The following is a 15,416-nucleotide window of genomic DNA, read 5'->3' on the forward strand; positions in this document are numbered from 1 at the left end:
ATGGCTGACATATCGCGACCGGAGGAAGCTGGCGTCATCAGACCAGTGTCTCCTGCCAGGCCGCATGCAGCTGGGCGAACTTGCCGGTACCGCCGATGAGAGCGGCAGGGGTGTCGTCCTCGATGATGCGGCCGTGCTCCATCACCAGCACCCTGTCGGCGATCGCGACCGTCGACAGGCGGTGCGCGATGATGATCGCGGTGCGGTCCTTGAGCAGGGTCTGCAGCGCATCCTGGATCAAGCGCTCGGACGGGATGTCCAGCGAGGCCGTGGCCTCGTCGAGGATCAGCACCGCGGGGTCGGCGAGGAAGGCCCTGGCGAACGAGATGAGCTGCCGCTGACCGGCCGACACCCGTCCGCCGCGCTTGTTCACATCGGTGCCGTAGCCGTCGGGAAGCGACGAGATGAACCCGTCGGCGCCCACAGCCCGTGCCGCGGCCTTGATCTCGTCGAGCGTCGCATCCGGCTTGCCGAGCGCGATGTTGTCGGCGACGGTGCCGCTGAACAGGTAGGCCTCCTGCGTGACCATGACGATCGCGCGGCGGAGGTCCTTCGGGTGCAGCGAGCGCAGGTCGACGCCGTCGAGCGTCACCCGCCCCTGGGAGGGGTCGTAGAAGCGCGAGATGAGCTTGGCGAGCGTCGACTTCCCGGCGCCGGTCGTTCCGACCAGGGCGATCGTCTGCCCCGCCGGGATGTCGAGGGAGAAGTTCGGGAGGATCGTCTTCTCCCCGTTGTATCCGAAGGTCACCTCGTCGAACTCGACATGCCCACGGGACTCCCACAGGTCGACGGGGTTCTCGGGGTCCGGAACCGTCGGCACCTCCTCGAGCACGCCGGACACCTTCTCCAGCGCGGCCGTCGCCGACTGGTAGGAGTTCAGGAACATCGCGATCTCCTGCATCGGCGCGAAGAAGTTGCGCACGTACAGCACGGCCGACAGCAGCACGCCGACGGTCAGCGCACCCTCGGAGACGCGGATACCGCCCCACAGCACGACGATGCCGAGCACGAGGGCCGCGACGCCCATCAGACCGGGCTCGAACGTGCCGAACAGCAGCATCGAGCGACGGTTGACGTCGCGGTAGTCGCCCGCGATCTCCTGGAACGCCTTGTCGTTGCGCGGTTCCTTGCGGAACGCCTTGACGGCGCGGATACCGGTCATCGTCTCGACGAACTGCACGATCACCTTCGCGCTGATCACGCGCGACTCGCGGTAGACGAGCTGCGAGCGCGAGTAGAACCAGCGCATCAGGTAGAACAGCGGCACGCCACCGATCGCGAGGATCAGTCCGGACTGCCAGTCCCAGAAGCAGAGCGCGATGAAGGTGAACAGCCCGAAGAGCACGCCGGAGACGAGTTCGTTCAGGCCACCGTCGAGCAGCTCCTTGATCGAGTCGAGGTCGCTGGTCTGACGGGAGATGATGCGCCCCGACGTGTAGGACTCGTGGAACTCCAGGCTCAGGCGCTGGGTGTGCAGGAAGATGCGCTTGCGCAGGTCCAGCAGCACCGCCTGCGTGAGCTTGGCCGCGATGATCACGTACCAGGCGATCAGCACAGCGGCGAGGGCACCGGCCAGCAGGTAGATGCCTCCGATCATGAACGTCGGCATCCAGTCGGCACGCTCGATCACCGCAGGCAGCGCTCGGTCGAGGCCCAGGCTGATGAGGATGGGGCCGGCGACCTGGAGTGCAGTCGACACGACCAGCACCGCGGCGGCGAGCACGATCCTCGGCTTCAAGGGGCTGACCAGGGATCCGAGCAGTCGGAGGGATCGACGACGGATCTCCCTGCTCTCCTCGCGGGTGTACTCGGAACGATCCTCGTTCCGGGTTCCGGTGATGGCGGAGCTCATCGCTGCACCTCCTTCTCGGTGATGGGGTCTTCGTCGGCGGCCTGCATCCCGAGGCCCGCACGGACCTCTTCGTCGATCTCGGACTGCTCATCGCGGATCACCGGGATCGCCCCGGTGCGCGCCGCCTCCTCCGCCTCGAGGCTGGAGATGACATGACGGTAGTGCCGACTCGTCTTCAGCAGCTCGGAGTGGGTGCCCACCGCCGTCACGCGACCGGCCTCGAGCAGGGCGACGCGATCGGCGAGCGCGACGGTAGAAGGGCGGTGCGCCACGATCAGGGCGGTGGTGTCGGCGAGCACGTGCCGGAGCGCTTCCTCCACGAGGGCCTCGGTGTCGACGTCGAGCGCCGACAGCGGGTCGTCGAGCACGAGCACCTTCGGGTTCGCCGCCACCGCACGGGCGAGGGCGAGTCGCTGGCGCTGACCGCCGGAGAGGCTGAGCCCCTCCTCGCCGATCACCGTCTCGACGCCGTCTGGCAGGGAATCCACGAACGAGGCCTGAGCGACGTCGAGGGCTTCGCGCAGCACACGCTCGCCCTCTTCGCCGTGCACATCGAGCTCGGCACGACCGAGCAGCACGTTCTCCCGGACCGTCGCCGAGAACAGGGTCGCGTCTTCGAACGCCATGGCGATGTGCTGACGGAGCTCTGCCAGCGGCAGGTCGCGCACGTCGACGCCGTCGAGGGTGACCCTGCCTCCCGTCACGTCGTACAGACGCGTGGGCAGCGTGGTGAGCGTGGTCTTGCCGCTGCCGGTGAGACCGACCAGCGCCATGGTCTCTCCCGGTCGCAGCACCAGGTCGATGCCGTCGAGCAGGTCGCGCTCGTGTGCTCCGGCGTCCTGATAGCGGAAGTGCGCGTTCTCGAACGTGAGCTCTCCGCGCGGGTTCTCGATGTGCACCGGGTGCTCGGGGTCGGTGATGGTGTTGGTCTCCGAGAAGATGTCGAACACGCGGTCGGTCGCCGTGCGTGCATCGAGCATGAACGAGAACAGGAAGCCGATCGACTCGATGGGCCAGCGCAGCACGACGGCCATCGCGAAGAAGGCGAACAGCTGCGCCTCGTCGATCTGCCCGACGGAGATCAGCCAGATGCCGGACATCAGGCTGAGGCCGAACGCGATCTGCGGCATGAGGTCGAGCCAGAACCAGATCGACGCGATCGCGCCGGCCTTGCTCATCTCGGTCTCGCGCAGCGTCTCGGCCTGCCTGCTGAAGCGGCTCAGGGCGTGCTTGCCACGGCCGAACGCCTTCAGCACGCGGATTCCGTGCACGCTCTCCTCGACGCTGGTCGCGAGGTCGCCGGCCTGATCCTGGCTGCGGCGGGTGAGGGCGCCGTAGCGCTTCTCGAACAGGTAGCCACGGATCCACAGCGGGATCGCCGTGACCAGGAAGATCGTGCCCAGCAGCCAGTGCCACCGGAACAGCAGCACGGAGCCGATGATGATCGTGAGGATGTTGACGACCAGCAGTACGAGGCCGAACGCGAGCCAGCGGCGGATGAGGCCGATGTCCTGCATCATGCGGCTGAGCAGCTGTCCGGAGCCCCACCGGTCGTGGAAGGACACCGGGAGGGTCTGCAGGCGGGAGTAGAGCTCGGTGCGCATCTTGTACTCGACCTGCGTGGCCGGGTTGAGCACGAACTGGCGTCGCAGCCACACCATGAGGGCCTCGCCCAGGGCGAGCGCGAACACGGCGACAGCACCCCAGATGATGGCGCTGATCTCACCCGAACGGACGGGTCCGCTGATGATCTGCTCGAGGACGATCGGGATCATCAGGGCGATGACGGCGGCGATCAGCGCGCTGGCCGCACCGCCGGCGAGCCGCCAGATGACGGGCTTCACGAAGGGCTTCAGGCGCCACAGTGCGGCCGGAGTGGAAAGGGTCGATGAAGGCGAGGGATTCTGCGCGGAAGGCGAGGAAGACATGTCTCTCAGACGAGTTTCGTATGGACAGCGGTTGCGGAAGGGGACGGATGCGAGAGCGGACCCACAGGGTCCGGCATCCGACGGAGAAGGGGCGGGGTGGCTCTAGGAGAGCGGACGCGCCGGAGCCGAGCCGAGAGCTGCGATCCGCGCGGTGGCGATCGTGAACATGGTGTCCTCCTCAGGGGCTCGGCGATGTCGTCCGGTCGGCGCGACAGCCCACCAGCCTATTGCTGTGAACCAGCTGAAAGCAAGAGTCATTCCCGATTCGCCCCTGCTCTTTCCCGGCGACCGCGGCGAGGCGACCGCGGCGAGGCGGCCGCGGCGAGGCGGCCGCGGCGAGGCGGCTCGGGTGACTCACCCCTGGACAGCGAGCCCGGTTCGGAGAAAGCGCTGCAGGTTGCCGCCCAGCACGGCCAGGACATCGGCTTCGCGCCAGCCGCGTCGCAGCAGAGCCTCTGTGACGAGCGGAAGCCCTTCCGGACCCTCGAGCCCGGGAAGGTATCGATCGGCGGGGACGCCCTCGATCGTCGTCTGCACGCAGCACGGGGCCGTGGTGTCCGCGAGCACCTCGCGGACGAAGTCGGGTCCCATCCCGACGTGATCCACCCCGGCGACGGACACCACCCGCTCGAAGTGGTCGATCAGGGTGTCGATCGTGTAGTCGCTCGCGTGCAGATACGGGGCGAAGAAGTTGACGCACACGACTCCCCCCGTCTCCGCGACCCCGGCGATCTGCGCATCGGTGAGATTGCGGTGGTGATCGAACAGGGCACGGGCGGACGAATGCGTTGCCATGACGGGTCGCGTGGCGAGCTCGAGCACGTGGTCGACGCCCCCTGCTCCGAGGTGGCTGACATCGAAGATCATGCCGATGCGCTCCATCTCGGCGAGCGCCTGGACACCCGTGCGCGTCAGCCGGCTGCCCGCGGCGTCTTCCCCGCTTCCGTCGGCGAACGCGCTGCGGCCGAAGTGGGCGACCGATCCGATCCGCACCCCGAGGCGGTGCATGGTCTCGAGGAGCTCGACGTCGTCGGCGATGCCGGGCATCCCCTCGAGTGCCAGCACCAACGCGATGCGCCCCTCACCGATCACCCGATCGATGTCGTCGCCGTCGAGGCAGAGCCCGACTGCGTCGGCGTTGCCCTCGGCAACCCGGTGCGCGGCTTCGATCATGCGGAAGGTGCGGCGCAGCGCGCCCTCGGGCCGGTAGACGTCATCGACGAACACGGGCAGGACCTGCAGGTCGACACCGCCCGTGCGCAACTGCGGCAGCCACTGGGCCCGGAAGTAGTCCGACCACTCCTCCGCGGGACGGCTCGTCACGGAACAGAGCAGATCATTGTGGGCATCGGCGACGACGGCGCGGCGGTGGAGATCGAGGGCATCGATGGCGGTCACGGCTCGAGCCTATGGCCGCGTCGGAGCGGAAGGTTCGTCGAAGCGCACCATCACGCGTACCGGATCTGGTGCTCCTCGCTCACGCCGCGGCGCTCTCGCGGGCCAGCAGACTCTCCTTGACCTCGACGCCCCACGCGAAACCTCCGAGACTCCCGTCGGTGCGCAGTACTCGGTGGCAGGGCACGAAGAGCGCCGGGGCGTTGCGGGCGCAGATGGACGCCGCAGCCCGAACGGCCCGGGGATTGTCCAGGCGTGAGGCGAAACCGGTGTAGGTCAGCGGCCCGCCGGGCTCGATCTCCCGGAGCGCCGACCAGCCTGCGAGCTGGAGTGCGGTGCCGGTCTGCTTCACGGCGACGTCGTCGATGGCCGAGAGATCGCCCGCGTAGTAGGCGACCACCGCGTCCGCGGCGTCCGTCTCCCCATCGCGCAGCGCCTCGGGGCGGTTCGCCGCCGACAACCGCCCGAGGATCGCCTCGACGTCGGACGTCCATCCCGAGGCCAGCACGCGCTGATGGTCGTCGGCGAGGATCGTGAAGGCACCGTCCGGCGTCTCGATGGTCTGGATGAGAGCGGTCATGAGTTCTCCTTCGTCGTGATGTCGGTGGGACGGTGCGTTGCCGGGGCCCGCCGCGGACCGGCGGGTCGCACCGGAGCGGCACGCCACAGATGCGCGCTCAGGTAGCTGCGCCATGGTGCCGCACGCACGGCCCAGGCGGTGAGCGCCCGTGGTTCGCCCGGCAGGCCGGACGCCGCCGCACCGGCGCGCAGCGCGACATCTCCCGGGAGCAGCACATCCGGATCGCCGAGCACACGCATGCGCACGTAGTCGGCTGTCCAGGGTCCGATGCCGGGCATCGCGAGCAGAGCAGCGCGCTGGTCGACGCCGTCGTCTCCGACCGTGAGCGTCACGGATCCCTCGGCGAGGGCGGACGCAGCGCCGGTGATGGCGCGGATGCGGGCGGCCGGCCCTCGCAGCACCTCGGCTCCGTGGGCGGCGATCGCGGTCATCGTCGGGAAGAGCAGCCCGTTCTCGGTGCGCTCCCCCAACGCCTCGGTGAGTGCCGTGAGCGCGGTCCGGGCGGCGACCACGGTGATCTGCTGCCCCACCATGGCGCGGATGAGCATCTCATGCGGATCAGCCGACCCCGGGACGCGGATGCCGGGGGTGCGCGCGACGAGCGGCGCGATCTCGTCGTGCGCCGCGAGCGCCTCGTCGATCGCCAGAGGGTCGGCGTCGAGGTCGAAGATGCGTCGCACGGTCGAGACCAGCGGTGCCAGATCGCCCAGCCGCGCGACTCGTGCCCGCAGGTGCAGGCGCTCGCCCTCGTCCTGACGCACCTCGAACCAGGCGGGGCCTCCGGCCATGCGGAGGTGACGCGAGAAGGAGCTCGCCGTGGTCTCTTCGACGCCGGGGATCGCACGCGCCGCCATCCAGGCGAAGATGCCGCTCGCGTCGAGCGGGCCGCGGTAGGGCAGCACGAGGTCGATCGAGCCGGGAGCCGCGGACGCCGGAAGCCTTCGCCGGGCCCTGAGCTCCCCCGGCGTGAGTCCGAAGACCTCGCGGATCGTGTCGTTGCACTGTCGGATGCTGGCGAACCCGGCGGAGAACGCGACATCGGAGACGGGCATGTCGGTGCCGACGAGGAGCATGCGCGCGGTGTGCGCCCTGTGTGCTCGCGCCAGTGCGAGTGGCCCGGCGCCGAGTTCGGTGGTCAGCAGCCTCGTGAGGTGCCGACCGGAAAAGCCCAGTCGCGCGGCCAGGCCCGGCACGCCCTCGCGTTCCACGACCCCGTCGGAGATCAGTCGCATCGCTCGCGCAGCGGTGTCGCCACGCAGGTCCCACGCCGGCGAGCCGGGAGCGGCCTCGGGGAGGCAGCGCTTGCAGGCGCGATACCCGGCCTCGTGCGCTGCGGCGCTGGTCGGATAGAACGTCACGTTCTGGGGTTTGGGCGTGCGCGCAGGGCAGCTCGGACGGCAGTAGATCCCGGTCGAGCGGACGGCCGTCACGAACTGCCCGTCGAAGCGGGTGTCGCGCGCGCTGATCGCACGGTAACGCTCGTCGAAGTCCGTCGCGGGGAAGCTCATGCCTCCACTGTGCCATGCTCCACCGACAACGACTGGCGGAAATCGGACACGACTGTCGACGCACGAACGCCGAGACCCACCCGCCTCGCCGGCACCCATCGCAGCCGCAGTGGGCGCGTGTGGGTCTCGGCGTGGAGAGTGGGTCTCGAGGAGTGCGCTGGCGTGCGCTCAGTGGAAGAAGTGACGCTCCCCGGTGAAGAACATCGTGACGCCGGCCTTGCGTGCCGCGTCCACGACCTCCTCGTCGCGGACGGAACCGCCGGGCTGCACGATCGCCGTGACTCCGGCGTCGATCAGCACCTGGGCGCCATCGGCGAAGGGGAAGAACGCATCGGAGGACGCGACCGATCCGGCTGCACGGTCCCCGGCACGCTCCACCGCGAGGCGGCAGGAGTCGACGCGGTTGACCTGGCCCATGCCGACGCCCACCGTGGCGTTGTCCTTCGCGAGCACGATCGCGTTCGACTTGACCGCTCGGCACGCCTTCCACGCGAAGATGAGGTTCTCCATCTCCTCGTCGGTCGGACGCTCACCCGAGACCAGCTCCCAGTTCTTCGCGACGGAGACGATGTCGTCGGGGAACCGGTCGGCATCCTGCAGCAGCAGACCGCCGGACACGAGACGCACGTCCATGCGCTCCTGCTGCCAGTCCTCGGGCAGCTGCAGCAGACGCAGGTTCTTCTTCGCCTTGAAGACCTCGAGCGCCGCGGGCTCGAACGACGGCGCGACGATGACCTCGGTGAAGATGTCCTTGAGGTTCTCGGCCATCTTCAGCGTGACCGTGCCGTTGGCCGCGATCACGCCACCGTATGCCGAGACGGGGTCGCATTCGTGCGCACGCAGGTGGGCGCTGGCGATCGGGTCGAGCGCGTTCGGCGCCGTGGTCGCGATACCGCACGGGTTGGCGTGCTTGATGATGGCGACAGCCGGCTTGACCATGTCGTATGCCGCGCGCAGGGCGGCATCGGCGTCGACGTAGTTGTTGTACGACATCTCCTTGCCCTGCAGCTGCGTGGCCTGGGCGATGCCGTGTCCACCGGCGCGCGTGTAGATGGCGCCGCGCTGGTGCGAGTTCTCGCCGTAGCGGAGCGTCGCGAGCCGCTCCGCCTGGATCGTGAGGTGGGTCGGCAGGTCGCCGTCGTCCTGCAGCGTCCCCTCGGCGAACCACGAGGCGACCGCGGTGTCGTACGCCGCTGTGTGCGCGAAGGCTCGGGCGGCGAGCTCACGACGCTGCGTCAACGAGGTGCCACCCTCGCCGATCGCCGCGATGATGCCGGGGTACGACTGCGGCGAGACGACGATCGCCACGTTCGCGTGGTTCTTGGCCGCGGCGCGCACCATCGCGGGGCCGCCGATGTCGATCTGCTCGACCACGTCGTCGCCGACCGCGCCGGAGGCGACGGTCTCGATGAACGGGTAGAGGTTCACGACCACGAGCTCGAAGGGGGTGATGTCGAGGTCGGCGAGCTGGCGCTCGTGGTCCTCGAGTCGCAGGTCGGCGAGCAGGCCGCCGTGGATCTTCGGGTGCAGCGTCTTGACGCGACCGTCGAGCATCTCGGCGACGCCGGTCACGGCGGCGACGTCGGTGACCTCGAATCCCGCCTCGCGGATAGTCGACGCCGTCGACCCCGTCGAGACGATCTCGATACCAGCCTCAGCCAGAGCCGCAGCCAGCAGGAGCAGGTCGGTCTTGTCGCTCACCGAGACGAGCGCGCGCCTGATCGGCACGGTGTCGCGATCGCGGTAGAGCGTGGGGTCGTGGCGGGGGCCGGCCATGATGGGCTCCTTCGTGCGGGGCGTCGGGTGGGGGGGGTCAGGAGGAAGAGCTGAGGACGAGGTCGCCGGTGGCGATCCCGCGCACCACGTCGATGAGCAGTCGGCGCTCGACGGGCTTGATGCGCTCGTGCAGGCTGTGCTCGGTGTCGCCGTCGAGGATGGGGACGCGCTCCTGGGCCAGGATCGGACCGGTGTCGACGCCGTCGTCGACGACGATCACGCTGGCCCCGGTCTCGGCGACGCCGGCCGCGAGCGCGTCGCGGACGCCGTGGGCGCCGGGGAACTCGGGCAGGAACGCCGGGTGCGTGTTGATGAGGCGCGGCGAGTACTGTGCGACGAGCGACGGAGGAAGCAGTCGCATGAGCCCGCTGAGCACGACGAGGTCCGGTTTCCAGACGGCGAGCTGGCCGGCGAGTTCCGCACCCCACGCCTCGCGACTCTCGTGCTCATGCCACGGCACCGTGAAGCTGGGGACGCCGAATTCTTCGGCATGGGCGAGCCCCTCGGCTTCGCGGTCGGCGCCGACCACGATCACCCTGGCGGGAAAATCGGGATGACGAGCGGCCTCGAGGAGGGCGCGAAGATTCGAGCCGGTGCCCGAGATGAGAACGGCGACCGTGAGCACGCGCCCAGTCTACCGGGGCGCCGATGCTCGTTCCGCCTGCATCGCACGTACACCGCGGGCCGTCAGTCGCGGTCGCTCCTGGGTGGCGTGAAACCGCGGACATCATCCAGCGGAGCCGTGTCATCGAACGCCTGCGGATGGGGGAACGGGATACCCGGCACCGGGACCACGGATGCTGCGCTCGGATCGAGCTCGGACATCTCGGCGATCCACCGATCGGTCCGCTCCTCCGCCAGTTCATCGCGGTGGCGTGGGGACAGGAGCAGGATCGCGGCGCCGACGAGCACCTCGAGCCCCAGGGCGAGCATGAAGGGCAGCGCCGCTGGTCCCACATCCGACAGCCGTCCCGGGCCCATCGACCCGCTCGCCAGCACGGCCGCGATCCCGCCGATACCGGCGGTGACGATCGCGATCCCGACCGCGATCACGGCACGCTGCGCCGTTCCCAGCGGAGTGCCCTCCCAGACGAGACGGGAGCGTACCGCCCACCCCGCGAACGCTCCGGCGGCGATCGGCACGAGCACCACGATCAGCATCCACATCGAGCTGTTCTCGGGCAGCAGCCCGAACACGGGGATGCCGGGTACGACCCCCAGCTGGGTGCCCGCAGGCGACACCGCGGTGCCGACACCGACGGCGAACCCGGGGCCGGCGAGCCAGGACGCGACCCAGACGATGAGGGTCGGCAGATACAGCAGCTGCGCCAGGGTCATCACCGTCGCACCGAGCGCATCGACGCGGGAGGCCTGGAACAGCGCGACGACTTCACCTCCGCGGAACAGCGTCACCACCGCGAGGGCCAGAGCAGCCGCGCCGACCACGCCCATCAGCGTGAAGGCCGCGCCTCGAACGACGGCGGCGGGGACCGGGGCCCAGTCGTCGCGGACATCGATGCGATCATGCAGACGGTCGAGGATGCCGCCGTCGCCCTCTTCCCAGGCGATCCGGACGGCGCCGCACAGCGCGCCGACGAAGTAGACAGCCGCAGGGAGGGCGATCGCGAGCAGGAGGGGCGTCTGCGCCGCATCCAACCGCGCCGTCAGCGCGACACCGGTGGAGATCGCGGCGAACACCACGGTGCCGGACAGCACGCCGAGCAACCAGGTTCCCGCCGTGGCGGCTCTGGCTCCGGAGCGCGCGGCGAACAGCAGCGTGAAGAGCAGGAATGCCAGCGGGGTGATCGACACCGCGAACGAGGCGGCCTGGGCGGGGATCGCGAGGGCGACGAGAAGCTCGTCCGGAATCGTCACCGCCAGCGGCACCCCGTGTCCGAACTCCCAGAGCGTGCCGGTGAGCGGCCAGAGCGCACCCCAGTCGGCGGTGATCCCGAAGGCGAGAGTCCACAGAAGCGTCAACGGCGCGAGCAGCACGACGAGACCGACCGCCGCGGCGATGGCGGCGTCGAAGGCGGCGAGGAGCGCGACGAGGAGGCGTTGCATAGCGCTTCGAGACTACGACGAGTTCCCGACGAAGCCCCGGGGGCGCGCGTGGGGTCGGCGACACGATAGCGTTTCTCCGGAGGTTTCCCGATGACAACTGCCCCGCCCGCCCCGGCACCCACCGAGCCCAAGAACTCCCTGGACCGCTTCTTCGAGATCAGCAAGCGCGGATCCACGATCGGCACCGAGATCCGAGGAGGTCTGGTGACGTTCGTCACGATGGCCTACATCGTGATCCTCAACCCGATCATCCTCTCCGGCAAGCCCGATGTCGCCGGAGACATGCTCAGCTTCAACGCCGTGGGCGCCGCCACCGCGTTGACCGCCGGCGTGATGACGATCCTGTTCGGCCTCGTGACGCGCCTGCCCTTCGGTTTCGCCGCAGGACTCGGCATCAACGCCTTCGTCGCGTTCTCGGTGGTCGGGCAGGTGACCTGGCCCGAGGCTATGGCGCTCGTGATGATCAACGGTGTCGTGATCGTGCTCCTCGCGGCCACCGGTCTGCGGAAGGCGATCTTCGACGCGGTACCGTTCCAGCTGAAGATCGCGATCACGGTCGGCATCGGCCTGTTCATCGCCTTCATCGGCTTCGTCAACTCCGGCTTCGTCACCGCGACCGGCGCCTCATCCCCTCCGGTCGGGCTCGGCGTCAACGGCTCGGTCGCGACCGTGCCGACCCTGCTGTTCGTGATCACCCTGCTCCTCACCGGCATCCTCGTCGCCCTCAAGGTCAAGGGCGGCATGCTCATCGGACTCATCGGAGGCACCGTGCTCGCGGTCATCGTCGAGGCGATCTGGCACATCGGCGCCCGCGGCTTCGACGATGAGGGCAATGTGGTCAACCCCGGTGGCTGGGGCCTCACGGTCCCGGCGCTGAACGGCTCCCCCATCGGCGTCCCCGACCTCAGCCTGATCGGCGCCGTCGACTTCAGCTTCGACCTGAGCAAGGTCAGCCTGGTCGCGATCGTGATGATCGTCTTCACGCTGCTGTTCACGAACTTCTTCGACGCCATGGGCACCATGACGGGCCTGGCGAAGGAGGCGAACCTCGCCGACGACAACGGGGACTTCCCCCGCATCAAGTCGGCGCTGGTCGTCGAGGGTGTCGGAGCGATCGCCGGTGGTGCGACCTCCTCGTCCTCGAGCACGGTCTTCATCGAGTCCGGTGCCGGCATCGGCGAGGGCGCGCGCACGGGGCTGGCGAACGTCGTCACGGGTGTCGTGTTCCTGATCGCGATGTTCCTGACCCCGCTGACCTCCATCGTCCCGACAGAGATCGCGGCCGCGGCCCTGATCATCGTGGGTGCGATGATGATGGCGCAGATCCGCTACATCGACTTCAGCGACTTCCGCGTGCTGCTGCCGGTGTTCCTCACCGTCTCGGTCATGCCACTGACCTACTCGATCGCGAACGGCATCGGGGCGGGCTTCGTCAGCTGGGTGCTCATCCACGCGTTCTCGGGCAAGGCCAAGACCATCAGCCCGCTGCTGTGGGTCGTCGGCGCCGGCTTCCTGATCTTCTTCGCGAGAGGCCCCATCGAGGCCCTGTTCGGCGTCGGGATCTGACGCCGGAATCACGAGGGGCGGACGCTGCGGCATCCGCCCCTCTTTTCTGTTCGTCACCGTCACCCGGATGCATGAGCATCGCACGGATGCACGACCCCATGAGGCCCTCGGTCATGCACGTGTCGGCCGATCATGCATCCGACAGGGCCTCAGGAATAGGCCTCGGCGAACTCCGCTGACGGCTCGATGGGCTCGATCACGTCGATCAGCACACCCCCGGGCGCCTCGACGATGAAATGACGCTGCCCGAAGGTCTCATCCCGAAGAGCGAGGCGCTCGGTCAACCCGCGCTCACCCACGAGCCGACGGTGCGCTGCCGTCGCGTCGACGACCTCGACGTTCAGCAGCAGTCCTCGGACGGGCTCACGGAAGCCCACGGGGATCGTCTCGTGCCCCCGGTCGAGGAGCGCGAGCTCTCCTCCTTCGACGCGCAGGCTCACGTACCAGTCCGCCTCGAAGGTCGTCTCGAAGCCCAGTTCCTCACGATAGAACTGCGCGGCAGCGGCGACGTCGTCGACCATCAGCACCGGATAGAAGCTCGTGATCTCCATGAACCCTCCTTTTACATACAGTGTGTTTGTAATAGCGGTGGCTAGAATACATACAACCCGCACGTAAAGGAAGTCTCATGCCGCGAGCATCCGCTGCCGACGCCGCCGAGACGGCGCGTCGCATCCTCGAGACCGCCACCGCGCACTTCGCCGAACACGGCTACGCGTCCTGTTCCGTCGATGACCTCGCACGCGCCGCCGGAGTGACCCGCGGGGCCGTGTACCACCACTACGCATCGAAGCCGGGACTGTTCGCCGCTGTCGCCACCCGCCAACAGCAGTGCGTCGCCGAGGCGATCGTGGCCGCGACGAGGGACAGCACTCCGGAGACCGCACTCCGCGAGGGGAGCCATGCCTACCTCGACGGCATCACGGGCAGGACAGCCGCGCGCGTACTCCTCATCGACGGACCCTCCGTGCTCGGCTGGGAGGAGTGGCGCCGCCTCGACGCGGAGGGACCGGAGCGCGAGCTGCGGAGTGGACTGCGTGAAGCCGGAGCTCCGCCCGCGCTCCTCGACGCCCTGACCGCGGCCCTGTCCGGCGCCATGAACGAACTCGCCCTCTGGCTCGCCGTCCGCCCGGACGACGCGGAGGCACGCCGACAGGCCCACTGGGCGCTCGACGCTCTTGTGGACGCAGCAGTCAGCCGAAGGTGAGGGATGCTTGCGCGGCGGCCGCCGACCGCGCAAGGGTGGAAGCTCGACGACCGGGAGGAGCTGCGTGCACGTGTCACACGACCATCACGCCCCGTTCGACCTGAGGGAAGACCTCGATCGGCGCCTCGCGCAGTACCGAGAGCTGATCCTCGGGAGTCTCGAAGGCGTCTCCGAGGACGAAGCTCGCTCGTCACCGGTGGCCGGCACCCCGTCGCTCCTCGGAGTGGTCCGCCACACCGCCTACGTCGAAGGCGTCTGGTTCGACGAGCGGATCACCGGGCGTCCGCGCACCGAGATCGGCCTCCCTGCCGCCACCGCGAACTCCTGGAAGGTACGTCGAACCGACTCTCTCGCCTCGGTCGTCGCAGAGTGCCGCCGCGTCCAGGAGATCGCTGATCGGAACCTCGCGGAGCGCCCTCTCGAGGCAGCTGTCGGCACCGGCGGCCGAACGCTGCTCGCGGTGTACGTGCATGTGCTGAGCGAGCTCGGCTGGAACACCGGCCAGCTCGACGTCCTCCGCGCCGCGATCCTGGGCATCCGGACGGAGCGACCCCCGGCATGAAAGAAGGCCCCGGGGTGGAGCCCGGGGCCTTCAGATCAAGCGTAGCTCAGATCAGAGCGACTCGATGATCGCGCGCATCAGGTCTGCCGTCTCGGACGGCGTCTTGCCGACCTTGACACCGGCGGCCTCGAGGGCCTCCTTCTTCGCCTGAGCGGTACCGGCCGAACCGGAGACGATCGCACCGGCGTGACCCATGGTCTTGCCCTCGGGAGCCGTGAAGCCCGCGACGTAGCCGACGACGGGCTTGGTGACGTTCGCCTTGATGTACTCGGCCGCACGCTCCTCGGCGTCGCCGCCGATCTCGCCGATCATCACGATCGCCTTTGTCTCGGGGTCGGCCTCGAACGCGGCGAGCGCGTCGATGTGCGTGGTGCCGATGACCGGGTCGCCGCCGATGCCGATGGCGGTCGAGAAGCCGAGGTCGCGCAGCTCGAACATCATCTGGTAGGTCAGGGTGCCCGACTTCGACACGAGGCCGATCGGTCCCTTGCCGGTGATGTTCGCGGGCGTGATGCCGACGAGCGCCTCACCGGGGGTGATGATGCCGGGGCAGTTCGGCCCGATGATGCGGGTCTTGTTGCCCTTGCTCTGCGCGTAGGCCCAGGCCTCGGCCGAGTCGCCGACGGGGACGCCCTCGGTGATGACCACGAGCAGCGGGATCTCGGCGTCGATGGCCTCGATCATCGCGTCCTTCGTGAAGGCGCCGGGCACGAAGGCGATCGACACGTCGGCGCCGGTCTCCTTCATGGCCTCGGCGACCGAGCCGAAGACGGGGAGCTCGACGGCGTTGCCGTCCTTGTCCGTGTGCGAGACCGTGGTGCCGGCCTTGCGGGCGTTGACGCCACCGACGACCTGGGTGCCGGCCTTGAGCATCAGCGCGGTGTGCTTGGTGCCCTCGCCGCCGGTGATGCCCTGGACGATGACCTTGGAGTCCTTGTTGAGGTAGATAGACATAGCTCTGGTTCCTTGTGTCTCAGG

At 68.9% G+C, this 15,416-nt stretch carries 13 protein-coding genes; 3 read left to right on the forward strand and 10 right to left on the reverse strand.

The genetic code is table 11. The annotated features are described in order from the left end of the window. Positions 1-37 precede the first annotated feature (37 nt). From AB4070_RS14810 to AB4070_RS14845, 8 genes are all read right to left on the reverse strand, one after another. The gene (locus tag AB4070_RS14810; protein WP_046748826.1) at positions 38-1,852 is read right to left on the reverse strand and encodes an ABC transporter ATP-binding protein; all 1,815 of its coding nucleotides are present in this window, start codon (positions 1,850-1,852) and stop codon (positions 38-40) included. Continuing rightward, on the reverse strand, positions 1,849-3,780 hold the full coding sequence (locus AB4070_RS14815) for an ABC transporter ATP-binding protein (RefSeq protein WP_441980774.1): 1,932 nt from the start codon (positions 3,778-3,780) through the stop codon (positions 1,849-1,851). The genes AB4070_RS14810 and AB4070_RS14815 overlap by 4 nt, the downstream gene beginning before the upstream one ends. Before the next feature lie 354 nt (positions 3,781-4,134). Then, positions 4,135-5,178 carry a dipeptidase gene (locus AB4070_RS14820; RefSeq protein WP_441980775.1) on the reverse strand — a complete coding sequence of 348 codons (1,044 nt, stop codon included), beginning with the start codon at positions 5,176-5,178 and terminating at the stop codon, positions 4,135-4,137. 79 nt (positions 5,179-5,257) lie between these two features. Further along, a complete protein-coding gene (locus AB4070_RS14825) occupies positions 5,258-5,755 on the reverse strand; it encodes a methylated-DNA--[protein]-cysteine S-methyltransferase (protein WP_441980776.1) in 498 nt (165 codons plus the stop codon). Further along, a complete protein-coding gene (locus tag AB4070_RS14830; protein WP_441980777.1) occupies positions 5,752-7,263 on the reverse strand; it encodes a DNA-3-methyladenine glycosylase 2 family protein in 1,512 nt (503 codons plus the stop codon). Before AB4070_RS14830 ends, AB4070_RS14825 begins: the two co-directional genes overlap by 4 nt. A gap of 168 nt (positions 7,264-7,431) precedes the next feature. Next, on the reverse strand, positions 7,432-9,039 hold the full coding sequence (gene purH / locus AB4070_RS14835; RefSeq protein ID WP_046748822.1) for a bifunctional phosphoribosylaminoimidazolecarboxamide formyltransferase/IMP cyclohydrolase: 1,608 nt from the start codon (positions 9,037-9,039) through the stop codon (positions 7,432-7,434). A 37-nt stretch (positions 9,040-9,076) separates the two neighbouring features. Next, entirely contained in the window at positions 9,077-9,664 is a 588-nt protein-coding gene (gene purN, locus AB4070_RS14840; RefSeq protein WP_058632670.1) for a phosphoribosylglycinamide formyltransferase, read from the reverse strand. A 62-nt stretch (positions 9,665-9,726) separates the two neighbouring features. After that, positions 9,727-11,103: a cell division protein PerM gene (locus AB4070_RS14845; protein ID WP_441980778.1), complete on the reverse strand. Its 1,377-nt coding sequence runs from the start codon at positions 11,101-11,103 to the stop codon at positions 9,727-9,729. Positions 11,104-11,193: 90 nt separating this feature from the next. Here AB4070_RS14845 and AB4070_RS14850 point away from each other — a divergent pair, with 90 nt between their 5' ends. Then, positions 11,194-12,669, forward strand: coding sequence for an NCS2 family permease (locus AB4070_RS14850; RefSeq protein ID WP_441980779.1), 1,476 nt, complete (start codon positions 11,194-11,196; stop codon positions 12,667-12,669). 149 nt (positions 12,670-12,818) lie between these two features. Here the strand turns inward: AB4070_RS14850 and AB4070_RS14855 are convergent, their stop codons facing one another. Beyond that, complete coding sequence (locus tag AB4070_RS14855) at positions 12,819-13,220, reverse strand: VOC family protein (protein ID WP_441980780.1); 402 nt, start codon at positions 13,218-13,220, stop codon at positions 12,819-12,821. Positions 13,221-13,297: 77 nt separating this feature from the next. Here AB4070_RS14855 and AB4070_RS14860 point away from each other — a divergent pair, with 77 nt between their 5' ends. Beyond that, positions 13,298-13,876 (forward strand): TetR/AcrR family transcriptional regulator, encoded by a 579-nt coding sequence (locus AB4070_RS14860; RefSeq protein ID WP_441980781.1) that lies wholly within the window; start codon positions 13,298-13,300, stop codon positions 13,874-13,876. A 64-nt stretch (positions 13,877-13,940) separates the two neighbouring features. Beyond that, a complete protein-coding gene (locus AB4070_RS14865; RefSeq protein ID WP_441980782.1) occupies positions 13,941-14,438 on the forward strand; it encodes a mycothiol transferase in 498 nt (165 codons plus the stop codon). Positions 14,439-14,489: 51 nt separating this feature from the next. On the opposite strand, the gene sucD is transcribed toward AB4070_RS14865, so the two are convergent. Then, a complete protein-coding gene (gene sucD, locus AB4070_RS14870; protein ID WP_017204065.1) occupies positions 14,490-15,392 on the reverse strand; it encodes a succinate--CoA ligase subunit alpha in 903 nt (300 codons plus the stop codon). Between the last annotated feature and the right edge of the window lie 24 nt (positions 15,393-15,416).

Source organism: Microbacterium sp. 2RAF4 (genome assembly GCF_052115285.1).
GTDB classification, from domain to species: domain Bacteria; phylum Actinomycetota; class Actinomycetes; order Actinomycetales; family Microbacteriaceae; genus Microbacterium; species Microbacterium oxydans.

What these genes read in the sequence shown, in the direction of transcription:
- AB4070_RS14810 (WP_046748826.1), bottom strand. Translation starts at nt 1,852, where the DNA reads ATGAGCTCCGCCATCACCGGAACCCGGAACGAGGATCGTTCCGAGTAC.
- AB4070_RS14815 (WP_441980774.1), bottom strand. Translation starts at nt 3,780, where the DNA reads ATGTCTTCCTCGCCTTCCGCGCAGAATCCCTCGCCTTCATCGACCCTT.
- AB4070_RS14825 (WP_441980776.1), bottom strand. Translation starts at nt 5,755, where the DNA reads ATGACCGCTCTCATCCAGACCATCGAGACGCCGGACGGTGCCTTCACG.
- AB4070_RS14830 (WP_441980777.1), bottom strand. Translation starts at nt 7,263, where the DNA reads ATGAGCTTCCCCGCGACGGACTTCGACGAGCGTTACCGTGCGATCAGC.
- purH (WP_046748822.1), bottom strand. Translation starts at nt 9,039, where the DNA reads ATGGCCGGCCCCCGCCACGACCCCACGCTCTACCGCGATCGCGACACC.
- AB4070_RS14845 (WP_441980778.1), bottom strand. Translation starts at nt 11,103, where the DNA reads ATGCAACGCCTCCTCGTCGCGCTCCTCGCCGCCTTCGACGCCGCCATC.
- AB4070_RS14850 (WP_441980779.1), top strand. Translation starts at nt 11,194, where the DNA reads ATGACAACTGCCCCGCCCGCCCCGGCACCCACCGAGCCCAAGAACTCC.
- AB4070_RS14855 (WP_441980780.1), bottom strand. Translation starts at nt 13,220, where the DNA reads ATGGAGATCACGAGCTTCTATCCGGTGCTGATGGTCGACGACGTCGCC.
- AB4070_RS14860 (WP_441980781.1), top strand. Translation starts at nt 13,298, where the DNA reads ATGCCGCGAGCATCCGCTGCCGACGCCGCCGAGACGGCGCGTCGCATC.
- sucD (WP_017204065.1), bottom strand. Translation starts at nt 15,392, where the DNA reads ATGTCTATCTACCTCAACAAGGACTCCAAGGTCATCGTCCAGGGCATC.